Source organism: Clostridium simiarum (assembly GCF_018919175.1).
GTDB lineage: Bacteria > Bacillota > Clostridia > Clostridiales > Clostridiaceae > Clostridium_L > Clostridium_L simiarum.
In genome coordinates this window covers 252,785-270,838 of sequence record NZ_JAHLQL010000002.1, presented here as the reverse complement: position 1 = coordinate 270,838, position 18,054 = coordinate 252,785, and the positions used below count along the sequence as shown (strand labels likewise).

17 protein-coding genes, 1 riboswitch and 1 other annotated feature are annotated in these 18,054 nt (G+C 29.5%); of the genes, 4 read left to right on the top strand and 13 right to left on the bottom strand.

Annotation, left to right across the window (positions count from 1 at the left end; genetic code table 11):
- Positions 1-2 precede the first annotated feature (2 nt).
- Positions 3-575 carry a DUF3867 domain-containing protein gene (locus KQI89_RS09250; protein WP_216456862.1) on the top strand — a complete coding sequence of 191 codons (573 nt, stop codon included), beginning with the start codon at positions 3-5 and terminating at the stop codon, positions 573-575.
- A gap of 32 nt (positions 576-607) precedes the next feature.
- On the opposite strand, the gene thrS is transcribed toward KQI89_RS09250, so the two are convergent.
- Positions 608-2,530 (bottom strand): threonine--tRNA ligase, encoded by a 1,923-nt coding sequence (gene thrS, locus KQI89_RS09245; RefSeq protein ID WP_216456861.1) that lies wholly within the window; start codon positions 2,528-2,530, stop codon positions 608-610.
- 61 nt (positions 2,531-2,591) lie between these two features.
- Positions 2,592-2,814, bottom strand: a binding site (T-box leader).
- A 273-nt stretch (positions 2,815-3,087) separates the two neighbouring features.
- On the opposite strand from thrS, the gene KQI89_RS09240 reads away from it, so the two are divergent.
- Positions 3,088-3,864 (top strand): LysM peptidoglycan-binding domain-containing protein, encoded by a 777-nt coding sequence (locus KQI89_RS09240; protein ID WP_032120573.1) that lies wholly within the window; start codon positions 3,088-3,090, stop codon positions 3,862-3,864.
- Positions 3,865-4,054: 190 nt separating this feature from the next.
- Here the strand turns inward: KQI89_RS09240 and KQI89_RS09235 are convergent, their stop codons facing one another.
- The 12 genes from KQI89_RS09235 to KQI89_RS09180 all read right to left on the bottom strand — a co-directional run bounded on the left by KQI89_RS09235 (position 4,055) and on the right by KQI89_RS09180 (position 15,878).
- Positions 4,055-4,879, bottom strand: a complete 825-nt coding sequence (locus KQI89_RS09235) for an aldo/keto reductase (protein ID WP_216456860.1) — start codon at positions 4,877-4,879, stop codon at positions 4,055-4,057.
- A gap of 191 nt (positions 4,880-5,070) precedes the next feature.
- Positions 5,071-5,829 (bottom strand): DUF2087 domain-containing protein, encoded by a 759-nt coding sequence (locus KQI89_RS09230; RefSeq protein WP_246583046.1) that lies wholly within the window; start codon positions 5,827-5,829, stop codon positions 5,071-5,073.
- Between the two features lie 336 nt (positions 5,830-6,165).
- Entirely contained in the window at positions 6,166-6,735 is a 570-nt protein-coding gene (locus KQI89_RS09225; protein ID WP_216456859.1) for a 50S ribosomal protein L25, read from the bottom strand.
- Positions 6,736-7,085: 350 nt separating this feature from the next.
- On the bottom strand, positions 7,086-7,463 hold the full coding sequence (locus KQI89_RS09220) for a RidA family protein (RefSeq protein WP_032120570.1): 378 nt from the start codon (positions 7,461-7,463) through the stop codon (positions 7,086-7,088).
- A gap of 153 nt (positions 7,464-7,616) precedes the next feature.
- Positions 7,617-8,459: a YkgJ family cysteine cluster protein gene (locus KQI89_RS09215; RefSeq protein WP_343216352.1), complete on the bottom strand. Its 843-nt coding sequence runs from the start codon at positions 8,457-8,459 to the stop codon at positions 7,617-7,619.
- 307 nt (positions 8,460-8,766) lie between these two features.
- Entirely contained in the window at positions 8,767-9,168 is a 402-nt protein-coding gene (locus KQI89_RS09210) for a YkvA family protein (RefSeq protein WP_343216350.1), read from the bottom strand.
- A 175-nt stretch (positions 9,169-9,343) separates the two neighbouring features.
- The gene (locus KQI89_RS09205; RefSeq protein ID WP_216456857.1) at positions 9,344-10,534 is read right to left on the bottom strand and encodes a cation:proton antiporter domain-containing protein; all 1,191 of its coding nucleotides are present in this window, start codon (positions 10,532-10,534) and stop codon (positions 9,344-9,346) included.
- A 66-nt stretch (positions 10,535-10,600) separates the two neighbouring features.
- Positions 10,601-10,659: riboswitch (Fluoride riboswitch) on the bottom strand.
- A 40-nt stretch (positions 10,660-10,699) separates the two neighbouring features.
- Complete coding sequence (locus KQI89_RS09200) at positions 10,700-11,017, bottom strand: P-II family nitrogen regulator (protein WP_216456856.1); 318 nt, start codon at positions 11,015-11,017, stop codon at positions 10,700-10,702.
- A 16-nt stretch (positions 11,018-11,033) separates the two neighbouring features.
- Entirely contained in the window at positions 11,034-11,732 is a 699-nt protein-coding gene (locus tag KQI89_RS09195; RefSeq protein ID WP_216456855.1) for a DUF1538 domain-containing protein, read from the bottom strand.
- A gap of 279 nt (positions 11,733-12,011) precedes the next feature.
- Positions 12,012-13,724 carry a methyl-accepting chemotaxis protein gene (locus KQI89_RS09190; RefSeq protein ID WP_216456854.1) on the bottom strand — a complete coding sequence of 571 codons (1,713 nt, stop codon included), beginning with the start codon at positions 13,722-13,724 and terminating at the stop codon, positions 12,012-12,014.
- A gap of 22 nt (positions 13,725-13,746) precedes the next feature.
- Positions 13,747-14,337 carry a TetR/AcrR family transcriptional regulator gene (locus KQI89_RS09185; RefSeq protein ID WP_216456853.1) on the bottom strand — a complete coding sequence of 197 codons (591 nt, stop codon included), beginning with the start codon at positions 14,335-14,337 and terminating at the stop codon, positions 13,747-13,749.
- A gap of 197 nt (positions 14,338-14,534) precedes the next feature.
- Positions 14,535-15,878, bottom strand: coding sequence for an MATE family efflux transporter (locus KQI89_RS09180; protein ID WP_216456852.1), 1,344 nt, complete (start codon positions 15,876-15,878; stop codon positions 14,535-14,537).
- 137 nt (positions 15,879-16,015) lie between these two features.
- Here KQI89_RS09180 and KQI89_RS09175 point away from each other — a divergent pair, with 137 nt between their 5' ends.
- Together KQI89_RS09175 and KQI89_RS09170 are read left to right on the top strand one after the other, a co-directional pair.
- Positions 16,016-17,200, top strand: a complete 1,185-nt coding sequence (locus tag KQI89_RS09175; protein ID WP_246583044.1) for an amidase domain-containing protein — start codon at positions 16,016-16,018, stop codon at positions 17,198-17,200.
- 21 nt (positions 17,201-17,221) lie between these two features.
- On the top strand, positions 17,222-18,025 hold the full coding sequence (locus tag KQI89_RS09170; protein ID WP_243125355.1) for a polysaccharide deacetylase family protein: 804 nt from the start codon (positions 17,222-17,224) through the stop codon (positions 18,023-18,025).
- Positions 18,026-18,054 lie beyond the last annotated feature (29 nt).

Sequence of the window (18,054 nt, the reverse complement as noted above, 5' to 3'; positions counted from 1 at the left end):
AAATGAGTGATAAAGATGATAGAATTGTAGATTTTAACGAACTTAAAAATAAAGCTAGAGAAAAGGATATAGATAAGTTTGAACAATATATATATAGTCTATACTATTCCTTAGCTCAAGGAGAAATATCCATGGCTGACTTTTCTATTAGAATTGGTGAGTACATGGAGCAAAATGATATATCCTATGAAAAGTTCTTTAATATTCAAAAGGAAATGATGAAACGATATGGCCTAGATCCAAATGATTTAGAAGCACAGATGGAAAATCTTGGTATAAATATGCCTAAAATGAATCCTGAAAAGAATTATGAAAACATGAGAAAAGCCTTAAGTTTCGGAGAAAAATATAAAGATAAACTATCTTCAAAGTTAATGAGCACCTACTCTATCCATAACAACTCTAATGAAATTGATATTATATTAGAAAATGAAAATGTAATAATTAAAAGCTGTAAAACTGTAGATTTAAAAGATAGTGAATTAAATGAATTTTTGTGTTCCTATAAAAAAGTCTTAGAGGATAAAGCGTTAAATGTATCCATATATGAAAATGTAACAACTTACCAATATTAATTTAAAAAAGCGACCTTATGGTCGCTTTTTTATTATGCTTGAACTAAATAGTTTTCTCTAGTTTTTATTTCTTTTTCTATTCTTTCTATTACGCTATCTAAAGCTAAAGCTCCTTCGTCTCCATTCTTTCTGCTTCTAACAGAAACCTGATTATTCTCAGCTTCTTTTTCCCCTACTATTAATAGGTAAGGTACTCTTTCCATACGAGCTTCACGAATCTTATATCCAATCTTTTCTGCCCTATAGTCTGCTTCAACCCTGATATCTTTTTCTTTAAGTTTTTTAGCCACTTCTTCTGCATAATCATGGAATTTTTCAGATATAGGTAATACCTTAACTTGTATTGGTGCTAACCAAGTTGGGAAAGCTCCTGCAAAATGTTCTATTAATATTCCTATAAATCTTTCAATACTTCCAAAAACAACTCTATGAATCATAACTGGCCTATGCTTTTCTCCATCTGGTCCTATATATGAAAGATCAAATCTTTCAGGCATTTGGAAATCTAATTGAATCGTTCCACATTGCCAAGTTCTTCCTAAACAATCTCTTAGATGGAAGTCTATCTTAGGTCCATAGAATGCTCCATCTCCTTCATTTATTTTATATTCAAGACCAGCCTTTTCTAAAGCACCCTTTAGTCCATTTGTTGCTGATTCCCAATCTTCATCACTACCCATAGAATCCTCTGGTCTAGTGGAAAGTTCTACAAAATACTCAAATCCAAATACCTTGTAAAAGTCATCTATTAATTTAACTACAGCTAAAACTTCATCTGTAATTTGATCTTTAGTCATAAATATATGTGCATCATCTTGAGTAAAACATCTAACCCTCATAAGACCATGTAGTGCCCCTGAAAGCTCATGTCTATGAACAAGTCCTAGTTCACCTAATCTTAATGGAAGGTCTCTATAAGAATGCATTCCATCTTTAAACACTAATATAGATCCTGGGCAATTCATTGGTTTTACTGCATAGTCATCTCCATCTATTTGTGTAAAATACATATTTTCTTTGTAATGATCCCAGTGTCCTGATTGATGCCATAAAGCTTCACTTAATATAATAGGAGTTTTTATTTCATCATAACCTGCTTTTCTGTGAACTTCTCTCCAGAAATCCTCTAGAAGATTTCTAAGAACCATTCCCTTTGGATAAAAGAATGGGAATCCTGGACCTTCATCATGTATGGCAAATAACCCAAGCTCTTTTCCTAGCTTTCTATGATCTCTTTTCTTAGCTTCTTCTAACATGTGTAAATATTCTTCAAGCTCACTTTGTTTTGAGAAAGCTGTTCCATATATTCTTTGAAGCATCTTCTTATTTTCGTCGCCTCTCCAATAAGCTCCAGCTAAGGATAATAATTTAACGGCCTTTACTTTCTTTGTGGAAGGTACATGGGGACCTCTACATAAATCTACAAACTCACCTTGTCTGTAGAAAGATATAACAGAATCCTCAGGTAAATCCTGTATTAACTCTACCTTATAGTCTTCTCCATTTTTTCTTACATACTCAATAGCTTCTTCTCTTGGAAGTTCAAATCTTTCTAAATGAAGATCTTCCTTTACTATCTTTTGCATTTCTTTTTCTATTTTTTCTAATATTTCTGGTGTAAAAGAGAAGTCAGCCTCAAAATCATAATAGAATCCTGTATCTATGGCCGGTCCTATTGCTAACTTAACCTCTGGGTATAATCTTTTAACTGCTTGAGCTAAAATGTGAGCTGCTGTATGTCTTAATGCCCATTTTCCTCCCTCATCATCAAAGCTTAATATTTCTAAAGTGCAATCATCATTTATTTCAGTCATAAGCTCAGCCTTTTCTCCGTTTACTTTAGCTGCTAATGCTTTTTTATAAAGAGCTGGACTTAATTTCATAGCAATATCACTAACTTTTGTTCCTTTTTCTACCTCTATAATTTTTCCATCTTTCAGTGTAACTTTAACCATACTAATTCCTCCTTCTTAACTTATATTAAGTTTAATTTACAAAAAATAAAAACTCATCCCTAAATGGGACGAGTAAAACGCGGTTCCACCCAACTTGATAGCAATTTTATTAAAAACTGTATCCTCTTGAAGCCCTTAACGCGGACCTTACGGAAATGCTTACTACTATTTCGGCACCCTGCTCAGAGCTGGTCTTCAGTTGACTTCATATAAGGATGCTCTCAGCTTTTGATCCTCTCTCTGTAGATGTAATTCCAACTTACTCTTCTCTTCACTGCATTTAAATGTACAATATTTATATTACAAAAATTATATCATTTTATGTGTTATTGTCAATAGTATTTATGCTATTATAATTAAAATTTTATAATGTGATTTTATACTACTTATTATACATCAATTCTTCAATTTTGTTAATCTATAATTATTATTTTATTTTAATATAAAACAATAACTTTCCATATCCCTCCTGTTATCCCATGTATCTACTATGGCATTTAAGTACAAGCCTTTGTTAAAATACCTGTAAACAGCCCGTAATGAAAGGATGGATGAAAATGGGGTTTAAATCTTTAAAATCAAAGATGTTAATAGGATCTTTATTGCTATTAGTATCTTCCTCAAGTTATGTACAAGCTGCTACCTATACAGTAAAAAGTGGTGATTCACTTTACAAGATAGGTAAATCCTTTAACACTTCTTATAATACTATAATCAGTGACAATAAGCTTTCTTCTACTATGATATATCCAGGACAAAAGCTTTATGTAAACGCTCCAGAGCACAGTGTTAAATCTGGTGATACTCTATTTAAAATATCAAAACAATACGGAGTATCTTTAGATGAATTAAGAAGAATCAATAATATCTATACAAATTTAATTTATCCAGGACAAACAATATTAATTCCAAAGTCAAATGCCTATACACCTAATCCTGTTGACAATAGTCAAAAACCTATATTAAACTATTCCGAAGGAGATTTAGATTTATTAGCTAGACTCGTTACTGCAGAAGCTGAATCTGAACCTTATAAGGCAAAAGTAGCTGTAGCTGCAGTAGTTTTAAATAGAGTAAAAAGTTCTCGCTTCCCTAATTCAATAAATGATGTTATATATGAAAAAAGCGGTGGTTATTACCAATTTACCCCTACATTAAATGGTTGGATAAACAAGCCAGCTTCTGCTGAAGCAAAGAAAGCAGCTAAAGAGGCTTTATACGGATCTGATCCAAGTAATGGAGCTTTATACTATTTTGATGATACTGTAACTAATACTTGGTTATTATCAAAGCCTGATGCTGTAACCATAGGGAAGCTTATATTCAAATATTAAAATTTAATTTTAAATTTATCTACTTTTAAAAAGTTACTCCTGTTTTTGGGAGTAACTTTTTTCATTAATATAAATAATTTTATTTTTAATGCTACTATTAAAAGTTTGTTGAAAATAAAAATTGAGAATTCAATTTAAAACTGAATTCTCAACTATATTAGGATATATTCTTGAATGGCAAATTATTTGGTTAAAAAGTAATATTGTCCGGGTCAGGTCCTATTCTTTCTTCTTTATTTAAAGTGGCTATTTTATTCATATCTTCTTCTGAAAGTTCAAAATCAAATATCTCTGTGTTTTCCTTTATTCTTTCAGGAGTTATGGATTTTGGTATAGTAACAACTCCCATTTGAATATCCCACCTTAAAACAATTTGAGATATGGTTTTATTATATTTTTCAGCTAACTCTTTCATTAAATCTATTGAAAAAACCTTACCTTGCATAAGTGGACTCCAGGCCTCTAATTGAATATTATTTTTCTTACAAAACTCTAAAACTCCTGTTTGTGGAAACTGTGGGTGAAACTCTACTTGATTCACCATAGGACAAATATTAGCCCCACTCATAATTTCTTCTAAGTGATGAAGTTTAAAGTTACTTACTCCTATAGCTCTTACTATTTTTTCATCATAAAGTCTTTCTAACGCCTTCCATGTTTCTTTATTTAATGCTTTAGGCCAGTGTATAAGGTATAAATCTAAATAATCTGTTTGAAGCCTTTTAAGTGATGTTTCAAAGGCCTTTAAGGCATTATCATATCCTTGATCTGTATTCCAAACCTTGCTAGTTAGAAATACGTCCTCTCTTGAGACTCCACTTTCTTTAATAGCCTTACCTATGCCCTCTTCATTCTTATACACAGCTGCAGTATCGATATGTCTGTATCCTACTTTTAAAGCTTCTAGAGTTGCATCTATAACTATTTCACCTTCTGGAACCTTAAAAGTACCAAATCCTAAATAAGGCATTTCAATTCCATTATTTAATTTAAAGCTTTCAGTCAGAGTTTTCATTATATATCCTCCTCACAACTTATGTAGATTTCATAATAAAATTCCCTAAAATTTGTTACATTTAAAATTATATCTGTTTTTAATTATAACATATAAAATACTTTATAATTTTAATCCAATGAAAATTTGTATCTACTGAAATAAATTCTGTACTGTGCTTATTATTCTACTTAAAATAACTCACAATTGTGCTATTCTTTAACCCAATAACTAAGACAATCTTTAGTTCTATCCATAAAACCATATTCTATTAAATATCTTCTAAGAATAGCGTAATCCTCATAAATCCTTCCAAGTATCCTGTTTATCTCTTTCTCTGTATAAGTTTTCCCCTTATTAAAATTATTGGTAATATAACCTAGAACAATTATCTTTTTCTTTTCTTTTGATGGCATATCTTTTAGCTTCCCGCTGTGATCAAAGTAATTTTTAATAGTATTTTCTTTTTCTTTCTCTGTTATACTATATCTTTCATCTACCATAGTAGCAGTCTTATGAATTGAAACCAACTCCTCTTCCTCCTCTTCTTTATTCCCCTTACTTTCATCAAGCAATGCCATTATGGCAAGAAATATTTTGGCTTGTTTTTCTTTTTCTTTTAATTTAAATCTGTGATTTCTTATAGTGGAAGGACTCAGGCTCATTTCTTTAGCTATTTCTTTATCTTTTAAACCTTCTCCAAAGCTTAAAAGCATAGTCTTTTGAATATCTGAAATGCCAGTAAAAGATTTATTCATATTTAGTAAATATTCGAAAATAGTACCATGCTCTTCTAATACATGAATCTTTGCATACTTCTCTGCTTCATAAAATGTATCACCCTTTTTATAAATAATTCCTTTAACAAATTCTTCTCCACAGATAAGACACGTATAACTATCACCTTTAAAATAATAACCTTTTTTAATCTCCTCTATTGAAGCATTCCAAAATACCTTATCTTGATTCAAACCAATCACCTCTCAATAAATTATATGTAATTATAGATATTTATACTTATTGTTTGTAATTATATAGATAATTTTAGATTTAGTCAATGTTTTTCAATGTATTTATAATAGATTATTGATTCCAATCTTAATTTACTTATAATAGATGAATCATTGAAAATATTTATTATTGCATAAAAAAAGATATGAATACCCCTACTGTGGTGTTACATATCTTTTTAACTTATTAAAATATATTTAGTTACAAAAATTAAAAAGTTGTCCCATTTAAACCTTGGGGACAACTTTGATTTTTTGTAAACCAAAACCTATTTATTTTTTGTCTAAAAAATATTTTTATTCTTCTGATTCTTCTTCCATAACTTGTTGTTTTGAAGAAGATATTACTGCAATAATTTCATCTGGAGCACTAACTACAGTAAGGTTATCATTAAACTCTAAATCACTCACCATAACTTTATCTCCAAATTTCATCTTTTCTACATCTATTTCAATTAACTCAGGCATATCCTTTACTTTACCACTTAACTCTATTTCCATAAGATAGTTTTCAAGTAATAAATTCTTATTTTCAAGCATACTCCTACCAGTAAAGGTAACTGGTACTTTAAGCTTTATTTCTTCATTTTCACTTATAGCTTGTAAATCTATATTAAGTATTTCTCCTTTAAGTACATCCTTTTGTACGGATTTAACTATACATCTTTTAGTTTTATCTCCAATATTAACCTTAATTCTGGATGTTTTTGTATTTTCCTTCAAAAGTTTACTAATATCTGAAGATTCAAATTGAATAGACTTAGGTTCAAGATCTTGTCCATAAATTACTCCCGGAACAAATCCCTCAGCTCTTAATCTTTTTAAATTACCGCTTCTTTCAAAAGCTTGTATGTTATCTACTGGCATTGAAAATCTACCCCCTTCTAAGATAAATATAAGTAGATACCTTTAAGTAGACCGGTCTTCTATAACTCCTATTTTATATTAACAGGGTTTTATGTCAAGGTTTATGACCCTTAGTTTATAGTTTATTAATGGTTTGTTCAAATAGTTATTATAAAATTATGAATTTTTCATTTTTATGTAAAATTTAACCCTATTTATTTCATCCATCTAAAGTTATAAATAAAACTGCTTATATCCTAATTAATACATCCCTATAAAAATAACCTCTTACTATAAAATAATTCATATATTTTATAGTAAGAGGTTAACATTATAATATTAAGTTGCACTTTAAGACTTTACTCTTAAATCTATACCAATGCTATGACTTCTATTTCCACTCTTGCATCTTTAGGTAACTTTGCAACCTGAACACAGGATCTAGCTGGTGGATTCTCTTTAAAATATGTTGCATAAACTTCATTCATATCTGCAAAATCATTTAAATCTTTTAAGAAAACTAAAGTCTTAACAACCCTATCCATGCTTGTTCCAGCTTCTTCTAATATGGCTTTAACATTATCTAAACATTGAGCTGTAGCTTTCTTTATGTCCTCAATTAACTCACCGCTTTGTGTATTTATAGGAAGTTGACCAGATGTATAAACAAAATTACCTACCTTAACAGCTTGAGAGTACGGTCCAATAGCTCCTGGTGCGTTATTTGTTGATACTACTTCTTTATTCATTAGGATTCTCCTTTCTTAAAACAGAATATGTTAAATCTTAAATTATCATAATAATATAATAACCTTTAAATGAAAAGGTTTCAACTTTAGCCTTTTAAAATTACACAACAATATTCATGCATTAGACACCATATTTATTCAAGGCTCCCTTTGTTAAATCTCTCTATTTATATCTTCAAAGTCATCCTTAAACCATTCTATGAGAGGTCTTTTAATAGGATTTTTTTCTCCTTGATTTATGTATATTAAATTTTTATATCTTCCAGTAACCATTGATAAATGATCTATAGAAAGCCTACCTATATTAGCTGGTGCTAGGTTAGGGGATACCACCTCAGAAATACTATTTCTGCACTTCTCTTCCGATGAGAAAACTATGAATTTCCTACAGCTTAAAGGTCTTACCTCATATACCCCACAACCTCCCTCTGCATTTAAAAACATACAGGAAGTTTTCTTAGAAGCATACTTATAGTATAACTTGTCCAAATCTTTCTTATCTAATTCATAGGGCCTAGAAGTAGTTTCCATTGTTTCCTTCATTGTATTTAACTTTTCTTTATATAAATTTATTTCCTTGTTATTTTTATTTTCTACAACATATCTTCTTATATTTTCAGCCTCAATAGCTGTACAGTCTACATATAAACTACAACAAGAAGAACAACCTTTCCTACAAGGAGCAAATTCTGCAAATTGTTCTATTCCCTTATTAACCTTATTATAAAGATTATTTAAAATCCCTAAGGATTTAGAAATAGATAATACAGCTTGTCCTTCTAAATTAAATATATTACTCATAGCATAATCCGTTATTTCATCATAAACTTCCATGTTATATGTATGATTAAAAATTATATCTCTATCCTCATAGTTTTTTCCTAGAGTATAATATTCTTGTTTTTTTGATTTACAGCATTCTTCATAGAAAATTCCACTGCCACAAAGACAAAGATTCTCATCTTTAAGCTTTATCTTTTTTTCTTTTATAAGCACATTACTCAAAAAAAACCCTCCTAAAAGCCATCAAATTTATAAAAAAATACTTTCTTTACTGGCAATTAGGCTATATTATAGCATAATATTTTATAAAATGTCTAATTTTTACACATAAAATGGAAAACAACGTATTAAATGTATAATATTTTACAATTTAATGTTATATAAGTATTTTAATACAATAAAAAGTAATTTTATTGTATTCATAAACCAAAACCCCACACTCTCATTTTTAAAGAGCGTGGGGTATATTCAAAATCTATTTTTACACTTTTTATAAAATCTTAACTTAAAAGAATATTATTTAATATCTATTAATAAATTTATGTAGTATTGTAATTATAATCAATACCCATAACACTGTTATTACAGCAGCTGCTACCCAATTTTTAGGCTTTTTATCCTTAAATATATCCTCAGCTTCCTTTCTACATTCTTCTAATATATCCTTTGGAATCATTTTAATCGCTAAAGAAACTCCTAAAGGTATAAGTATAATGTCATCTAAGTATCCTAATATGGGTATAAAATCAGGAATTAAGTCAATTGGGCTTAAAGCATACCCAACCACAATCATAACAAAAACCTTAGCATACCAAGGCACATCATTTTTCTTATAGGCTAAATATAACGCCATTACTTCTTTTTTTAAATCATTCCCCTTAATTTTTAAAACCTTTATGTAAGTTTTAACTTTCTCCCTCACCCTACCCCATCCTTTTATATATTTTCTCTAAACCCTTCCTTTGATAAATAAAGATTATTTATCTATGTGGATTAAAAATATTTTCTATAATAAATAAAGCCTCTTTTCTATATTGACTAAAAATAAATCCTGATATACTCCTTATATTAGGATTTATTATTGTATAAGTCATGTATTAATCTATTAATTCTACAGTAAGTAGTTTTTCCCCAGATTTGCTTATACCAATAGCTCCTAACGGGGCAGTTATAATTATAGACAATACTGCAATAGCTAATATAAGTTCTCCTCCATTTACTCCTAAAGAAAGAGGCACTGCTCCAATAGCCGCTTGAACTGTAGCCTTAGGTATGTATGAAATAACGCAGAATAATCTTTCATTAAAATTAAGCTCTGTACCTATTAATGAAATTAAAACTCCAATACTTCTACCTATGAGTCCCAAAACTATTATAATTATCCCTTTTACTCCGCCATTTAAAGCTACACTTACATTAACTTGAGCTCCTACTAGTACAAACAATAGTATTTCAGCAAAAACCCAGATCTTATCAAACTTTAAAGCTAGCCGTCTACCCACATCAGGTAATTTTTCAACAATAATAAATCCTATAGTCATAACTCCTAAAAGTGCAGCTATTTGAATTTTGTTTTTTAAAATATTCTCTAAAGTTGTTAGAATAATAGCTGTTCCTAATATAATTAAAACTTTTTTACTATCTCTTATATGGTAATTTTTAAATAATACAATAAGTATTATTCCAATTATAACACCGAGAGATATACCTAAAATAATGGATATTGGTATTCCTAAAAGGTTAATTGCTATGTTAGCATTTTTACCACTATACAAAGCTAAAAATGTGCTAAATATGGTTATAGCAAAAACATCATCTATTGAGGCTCCTGCTAGTATTAAAGTAGGTATACCTTTATTGGTACCTAATCTTCTTTTCATAAAGTCTAACATCTGAGGCACTACCACTGCTGGAGAAACTGCAGCAAGAATAAATCCTAGTATTCCACCTTGAATAAAAGAAAATCCTAAAACTTTAGTGGAAACCAAAGCTATTAAAAAGCCCTCTATAAGCCCAGGTATACAACTTAGTTTTAGTGCAGTTTTACCTACTTTATTTAGGTCTTCTCTGTTTATTCCAAATCCAGCCCTTAGTAAAATTATTATTAACGCTATTTTTCTAAGATCAGATGAAATAGACATAATTTCAGGTCCAAGTAAATTTAATCCGTAAGGTCCTATAAGTACCCCTAAAATAAGCATACCGAGTAAACCTGGCATTTTAATCTTTTGAAAAATATCATTGAACAATAAACCTAATAATAAGATTATAGCTAAGCTTGTTGCCATAAACATACCTCCTTATAAAATAAATATAAACAAACATAAAAAAACTCCCACAGGTACACAAATAAAACACCTGTAGGAGTCATTAGCTTTGCGCAATTACGGTGAACTCCATCACCTTTTTAATTTCATCTTACAATCTTAGCATAAAATATAATAAAATTCAATTTACTCTTCTCTATGATGCAATCCTATTATATCAGATACAGGTATAGTAAATATTATTCCTGTACCAGGCTCTCTGAGCTTTCCATCTTCAACTACTGCATCCTTTATAGTTTTAATATTTTCTTTTTCGGAAAGTATTATTATTACCTCTTTAGATGGTTCCACATCTAAATTAAAAAACTTCTTTCCTTCGCTTTCCCCAGTACCTCTTCCATAAAATATAGTAGCTCCTTTTGCTCCAGCTTTTTTAGCTGTTTGAACTAGCTTATGAGCTTTTCCTCTATCTACTATTACAATAATAGCCTGTACTTCAAACATGAATAAAATGTCCTCCTTAAAATCTTACTATAATACCTAATAATAATACAGTAATTATAGGAGTAATTGAAGCAAGACCTATTATACCAAAGCCTTGAATAAGAGGATCACTTCCTCCTATTACGGAAGATAATCCTATAGCTAAAGCCATATTTAACGGTACAGTAACCGGTCCTGTGGTAACTCCTCCTGAGTCAAAAGCTATGCCTGTTATATTATCTGGCGCAAAATATGCTAATATAGCAGCCAGTAAAACCATAGGTATTATTATATGTGTATATGGAATTTTATACATTATCTTCACCATTCCAAGAGAAATACCTATACCTACTCCTAGTGCCACCGCATGAATTAGCCATCTATTATTCATAGTACCTACAGAAAGTTCTTCTATTTCCATAGCCAATGAAGCTAATGCTGGTTCTGCCAAAGTTGTAGTGTATCCTAATATAAATGCAAAAATAATTATTAGAGCCTTATTATTTAATAATGGTAGATTCGCTCCTACTGAACTACCTAAAGGCATAAGACCGTATTCCAGTCCTTTTATAAAAAGATATAATCCTAAGATGCTTAATGCAATACCAAATATCAAAGACTTAATATCTCCTATAGGCGACTTTAAAATAAAGACCTGAAATACTATTAAAAATAATGATATTGGAACTATATCCCTGGCAGTGAGTAAGATCCCTTTTACAAGATTCATAACCATATAAATCCCCCCTCAAATGTCAAGTCTTATTATTTTTTAAAAATAGACAAATTTAATCAATAATAAGCAATTCCACTAAGAAAAACTGCATTATTCTCACTGTAGCTTTTTCTTACATTTGTTATTATATCAAATTGCTATATCAATATCAATAAATTATAATTTTCTTAATAATTTATTAATTTATTCATAAAAAATAGAGATCTGAAATATTCCCTTCAAATCTCTATCTTCTATGTTTTAACCCTATTTTTATGTAAATTTCTTTGTTAAGTTTTCTTAAACTTTAAAGGTTTGAACTAACATATTTAGAGTTTCAGCAATTTCAGCTTGACTTTGAGCTGAAATTGAAACTTGCTCTACGGCTTTAGTTGTCTCTGTTATACTTTTTAATATCTCTTGTGTACTATAAGATGCATCCTGCATACTGGTTGATATATTTTGAACCACACTGCTTATTTCTTCCGTAGAAGCATTTAACTCTTCAGACATAGCCGCTATATCTTGAGATAACTCATTTACAAACATTGCATCTTTTTCATAGCTGTTTCCAGTTTCTATTAATAAATCATAATCTCCTCTAACTGTGTTATCTATAAACCCTAATATATCACTAGAATTTGATGATATATTATCAAAGGCCCCCTTTACATTATAAACTACACTTTGTATATTTTTCACATATCCTGAAGATTGCTCTGCAAGTTTTCTTACCTCTTCAGCTACTATGGCAAATCCTCTTCCATGCTCACCAGCCCTAGCAGCTTCTATTGCAGCGTTTAAGGCTAATAAATTTGTCTGCTCTGCAATAGATGCTATAGAGCTTGCAATTAGATTTATATCATTTACCACTTTACCTTTTTCTATAGCTTCTATAATACTCTTTTGCTTTTCTTCATATAAAGACTCCATGGCCCTCTTGGAAGTACCCCCATTTTCTTTTATATCTATAGCTCTTGATTTTATATCATTTGACTGAAGGCTTCCATCTGAAGAAGTTGTAGCTAACTGAGTAACTCCTGAACCCACTTGTTCAACTGAAGATGATAACTCCTGAGTAACTGCACTTATTTCTTGCACATTATCCACTATAGTATTAGTATTTTCATTTATTCTCTCAAAATTACTTGTTATCTCTTCTAGAGTTGCAGATAACTCTTCACTTGAAGCACTCATCTCTTGAGATTGATCTATTACCTTATTTATTATCATTTTTATTTTTTCTCTAGCTGCATTTAAAGCATCTATAAGTCTTCCAAACTCATCTTTACTTTTAATCTCTACACTGAAAGTTAAATCACCATTTCCAATAGCCTCTGCAAATTGTAACCCTTTATTTAAAACTGATGAAATATATTTTGATATAAATACCCCCAATATCACCGCTAAGGAAAAACCAAATATTATAATGCCATACAGTATCTTAGAGGTTTTTTTAAATGTATCATTATTGATTTTATTGGTATTTTTAGCATCATCTTGATTAATATTTATAAGTTCATCTAACTCTTTAAACATATTTTTTCTTATTTCAGCATCCTTAGGCAAAAGAAGAGCACCCTCATCATACTTCTCTTCTTCAGCTAGCTTTATCATCTTTTCTCTTAAAGTTCTATACTCTTCTAGATTCTTATTAAATACAGTCCAATTATTCTTTTCTTTATCTGATAATAAGTTACTTGAATAAAATTCTACTAAATCTGTATTTTCTTTTTTTAATTTCTCTACCTTAGCCAATCCACTTTTAGTATATTCCACTTCTCTATACAAAAACATTCCTTCTATTTCACCTTTTATATCTAAAAGGTTTTCTTTCATTATATGTAAATTATCCACACTTTGAAGATTATAGGAATACATTTTTTCAGCATTTTTTGAAACAGTACTCATTCCACTACTTCCCCAAATTCCTACTACCCCAATTAATACAGCAACAGCTAAAAATCCTAGTATAAGCTTTATTTTGATTGATAAATCCTTAAAAGCTTTCATTATTATTCCTCCTTTAATTCTTTTAGTGGTTTAATCTAAAGTTTAAAAATATATTCCATTTTTCTCTTAACTCTGCCCCCTTTAATTCCCTATGGAAAAATAAAATATCAAACAGTATATTCATAGTAAAAGTATTAAAACTATTTACAGCTTCTTCTTTTGTTTTAAAATCTAAATAATCTTTCCCCCAATATTCTTTTATAATTTTCTTTAATATAATATCTTTCTTAGTTGTCCAAAAATTATATCTTTCAATAAGTTCTTCATTTAATTCTTTTGGTGGAAAAATTCTACATTTTATATTGAACTTTGAATAGGACGGATTTTTATAAGTATAATTAATATCAAAAATTAAGATTTCAAATAGCTTTTCTTCTGGACTAATGTTACTTCCTAATAAATTTATATTATTAAATTCATCCATATACTTTTCCCAGGAATAATCATATAACGAGAGCAATAGTCCCTTCTTAGATTTGAAATAGTAATATAAGGTTGGCGCTTCTATATGTGATAGTTTACAAATTTCTCTAATGCTTGTACCATAATAGCCTTTCTCCAGGAATAATTTAAAGCTTACACGTTTAATTCTATCCTCTGTCTTCACCCCCACATTATCCCTCTCCTTTATATAACTATCGTTAAATATATTGTACAATATTCCATAAATTTCATCAATATTTTTTGTAGAATTTTATCGTTTAATTTAGATTTTTTTTAATAATATTGAATTTCATTATATTTTAAAATATTAAAACTAATTTTAAACCCATTAATTGTAAATAAATTAAAATTTTAAAATATTTATTATTATTTTTTATTAATATTTTTATAGTTATATATCCTGTATCTAAAAAATATAAACATTAAAATCCCATCTATCCCCCATTGTATGGCTGTAATCCACCACACTGCTGTTATATTATATCTTAATATATATATGAAGTAATATATTAATGGTAGTCTTATAATCCAAGCTGTAAAAAGTGATATAAAAAATGGTCCTTTAGTATCTCCTATACCTTTTAGAGCTCCTGCAAAAACCATAGATATAGCTATAAAAGGTTGTTCTGCTGCCCCTATAGCCAAACATCTTCCAGCTAAATAAGCTACTTTCCATTCCTCTTTATTTACAAAAAACTTAACAAGTAGGCTTGGCATAAAAAGAAATATTAAGGAAAAACTACACATCATAAGTAAGGCCCAAAATGCACAATAATCTGCAGATTTTTTAGCTCCCTTAACATCTCCTTTACCTATACTAATTCCTACAAGAGTAGTAGCCGCTACTCCAAATCCAGTACCTGGCATAAAAGATATAGATTCTATGGTATTTGCAATCTCATTAGCTGAAAAAGCAAGGGTTCCTGAATACATTATTATACTTGTACATATAAGCCTACTTATACCATAAGCTGCGTCCTCAAAAGAAGAGGGGATAGATAAATATATTATTTCCATCATGGTTTTAAAAGAAATTTTAAGCTTTCCATATAGCCCTATTATCTGTATTCTGTATTCATTAAGTTTTAAAAAACAAAAAATAAATCCAACTACATAACATATTAATGAAGATAGAGCGGAACTATTTATATTTATTTCTGTTTTAAATATGTTAAACATAAAAATCCAGTTAAAAAATATTTTAGTTAAGAATTGAACTATAGCAGTTAAAAAGGGTATATTACTATGATCATAGGCTATAAATACAGAATTTAGTAGAGTACATATCATATAAAAAAACATAGCTAAAGCATTTATCTTACTAAAGTTTAATGTTATGTATAATATATCCTCTCTTGCCCCCATCTTGTATAATATATTTTTCCCAAATATAAATATTATAAAGGTGATAACTAAGGCTAAAATTGTTCCAACTATTAATCCATTGTAAACACATAAAGCAGCTTTGTGATATTTTTTTGCACCTATACATCTTGATATAAGGGATATCATACCTATAGCTATTCCATTGATAATAAATACACCTGCAAATATATTTACAAGAGCATTACTTAACCCTAATACATTTACAGCTATGTTACCTGCATACTTTCCCATCATCATCATGTCAAAAATTGACATAAAAGTATAAACTGTCATTTGAGCTATTAAAGGAAGTGATACCTTTAAAACCTTACTTTCTTTACCCATAAATCTTCTCCAAAAATTACTATAAACTATATATATTTCTTTATATCACAGTAAATTCTTTAGTTTTTTCTATATATTAAATTATAAGTATGGAAACACTATATTAGAACCATGTCATAGCACTGGAGGTATTAAGTATGAAAAGAAAAACCTGTATTTTAACCTTATTTTTAACTTTATTATTTACTACAGTTACTATAAGAGGCTCAAATGCAGCTCAAACTAATAAAGTAAGTGAAGAAACTAAAAAAGAACTACAAGAGTTAATAAGTTCCATATACAATGCCCGCTCCACTTCTTTTATTAGTGGAGATCTTTCAATTCTCCCTTCTTATTTTGATACCTCAAATAAGTTTGGAAGATGGGCACTAGAACATGAGGTAAAAAGAGTAAAATATCTTAGAGATTGGGCAACTCAAAGAAATATGGCGTTTACTGAAGTAACTTCGGAGCCAAACTTAAAAAGAATCACTCCTACAAACAAAGGTTTTAAAATAGCCATAGACGAATATTATAAATTCAAATATGTTTATAAAGATGACGAAGATCCCATAGAAAATGTTTTTGGAGTAGGTATAGCTCATTCTTTAGAATTGATAAAAAAAGAGGATAAATGGTTAGTATATAGTGACTGGTATACAGATTGTTTTGAGGATGCCCTAAAAGCTTATTCCGGTGAGATAAAGGAAGATGTTCACTCTACAGAGGGTACTAAATTTCAACTACCTAATTGTCCTAAAACAAAAATAATACCTTCTCAGGTCCCTAAAGGACAGTATGATAGATTTAAAGCCGTAGAGTATGCTGATAAATATTGTGGAATTCCTTGGGCTAGTGGTTATGAGAAAAAATATAATAAAAAATATAAAAATTTCACAGGGATTGGCGGTAATTGTACAAATTACGTTTCTCAGTGTTTAGGCGATAAGGAAGAAGGTGGAGGATTAAAATTTGATGGTGCTTGGTATTGCGTTTATAACAAATACGATGGTGCTAGTGGAAGCACTGCTTGGGTAAACGCTGATGGTTTTAAAAATTATCTTCTACATAGTGGAAGAGGCAGACTAATTAAAAAGGGAACCTTTAATGCTTTAGCTATCCCTAGCAATGATAACCCCTGTGCAGCTGTATCAAAATTAGAGATTGGAGATGTAATATGCTATGCCAAGGGTTCAGATATAGATCATTTTGCCATAGTTACAGGCTTTGATTCTCATGGATACCCTCTAATAAATTCACATACTACAGATAGATATCATGTACCTTGGGATTTAGGTTGGGGAGATAAAAACATAAGTTTTTATTTAATTCATTTGAGATAATTATTTAAGAAGGTGTTTGTATTGAAAAAGTCTTTTAAAATTTTAGTTTCATTTATATGCCTTTTTACTTTTTATTTTTCTGTTAGTGTCTTTGCAGTAACTGAAGAAAAAAATAAATCAAATAATAATATAAAAGAGGAAATTAAAAATGAAACAGAAGAAAAATTAAGGGATGAAACAAAAAATGATATAAAAAAAGTAGTATATCTTACCTTTGATGATGGACCGAGAAAAAAGATCTGTAAAGATATACTAGAAGTATTAGACAAATATGATGTTAAATCTACTTTCTTTGTAGTTGGAAAAGAAATAAGCGGAAGAGAAGATATCCTAAAACGTATGTATGATGAAGGGCATGCTATAGGTCTTCATACCTATAGTCATGATGCAAAGTCTATATATAGAAGTAATGAGGGCTTTGTAAGTGAAATGTTAAAGACTCAAGAAAAAGTAAGGCTAGTCACAGGACACTCTCCTAACATCATAAGATTTCCTTGGGGTAGTACTAACCAATATAGAAAATTAAATACCAAAATGCTTGATTTATTGCATGAAAATAACCTTAAGATATATGATTGGAATTCAGATACTAAAGATGGAATGCAACCTGACCTTTCACCTGATAGAATAGCTTCTAATGCTAAGAAGTTTAAAAAAGATTATCCTGGTGGCATAATAATACTTATGCATTGTAATGCTAACAACGAAAATACATTAAAGGCTCTTCCTAAAATAATTGAGCATTACAAAGATTTAGGTTATGATTTTGAAACAATAACCGATGAAACACCAGAATATTATCACATATATAAAAACCACAACTAACCTTAGAGTTAGTTGTGGTTTTTACTTTT

What these genes read in the sequence shown, in the direction of transcription:
- KQI89_RS09250 (WP_216456862.1), top strand. Translation starts at nt 3, where the DNA reads ATGAGTGATAAAGATGATAGAATTGTAGATTTTAACGAACTTAAAAAT.
- thrS (WP_216456861.1), bottom strand. Translation starts at nt 2,530, where the DNA reads ATGGTTAAAGTTACACTGAAAGATGGAAAAATTATAGAGGTAGAAAAA.
- KQI89_RS09240 (WP_032120573.1), top strand. Translation starts at nt 3,088, where the DNA reads ATGGGGTTTAAATCTTTAAAATCAAAGATGTTAATAGGATCTTTATTG.
- KQI89_RS09235 (WP_216456860.1), bottom strand. Translation starts at nt 4,879, where the DNA reads ATGAAAACTCTGACTGAAAGCTTTAAATTAAATAATGGAATTGAAATG.
- KQI89_RS09225 (WP_216456859.1), bottom strand. Translation starts at nt 6,735, where the DNA reads ATGCCAGTAGATAACATACAAGCTTTTGAAAGAAGCGGTAATTTAAAA.
- KQI89_RS09220 (WP_032120570.1), bottom strand. Translation starts at nt 7,463, where the DNA reads ATGAATAAAGAAGTAGTATCAACAAATAACGCACCAGGAGCTATTGGA.
- KQI89_RS09205 (WP_216456857.1), bottom strand. Translation starts at nt 10,534, where the DNA reads ATGGCAACAAGCTTAGCTATAATCTTATTATTAGGTTTATTGTTCAAT.
- KQI89_RS09200 (WP_216456856.1), bottom strand. Translation starts at nt 11,017, where the DNA reads ATGTTTGAAGTACAGGCTATTATTGTAATAGTAGATAGAGGAAAAGCT.
- KQI89_RS09195 (WP_216456855.1), bottom strand. Translation starts at nt 11,732, where the DNA reads ATGGTTATGAATCTTGTAAAAGGGATCTTACTCACTGCCAGGGATATA.
- KQI89_RS09190 (WP_216456854.1), bottom strand. Translation starts at nt 13,724, where the DNA reads ATGAAAGCTTTTAAGGATTTATCAATCAAAATAAAGCTTATACTAGGA.
- KQI89_RS09180 (WP_216456852.1), bottom strand. Translation starts at nt 15,878, where the DNA reads ATGGGTAAAGAAAGTAAGGTTTTAAAGGTATCACTTCCTTTAATAGCT.
- KQI89_RS09175 (WP_246583044.1), top strand. Translation starts at nt 16,016, where the DNA reads ATGAAAAGAAAAACCTGTATTTTAACCTTATTTTTAACTTTATTATTT.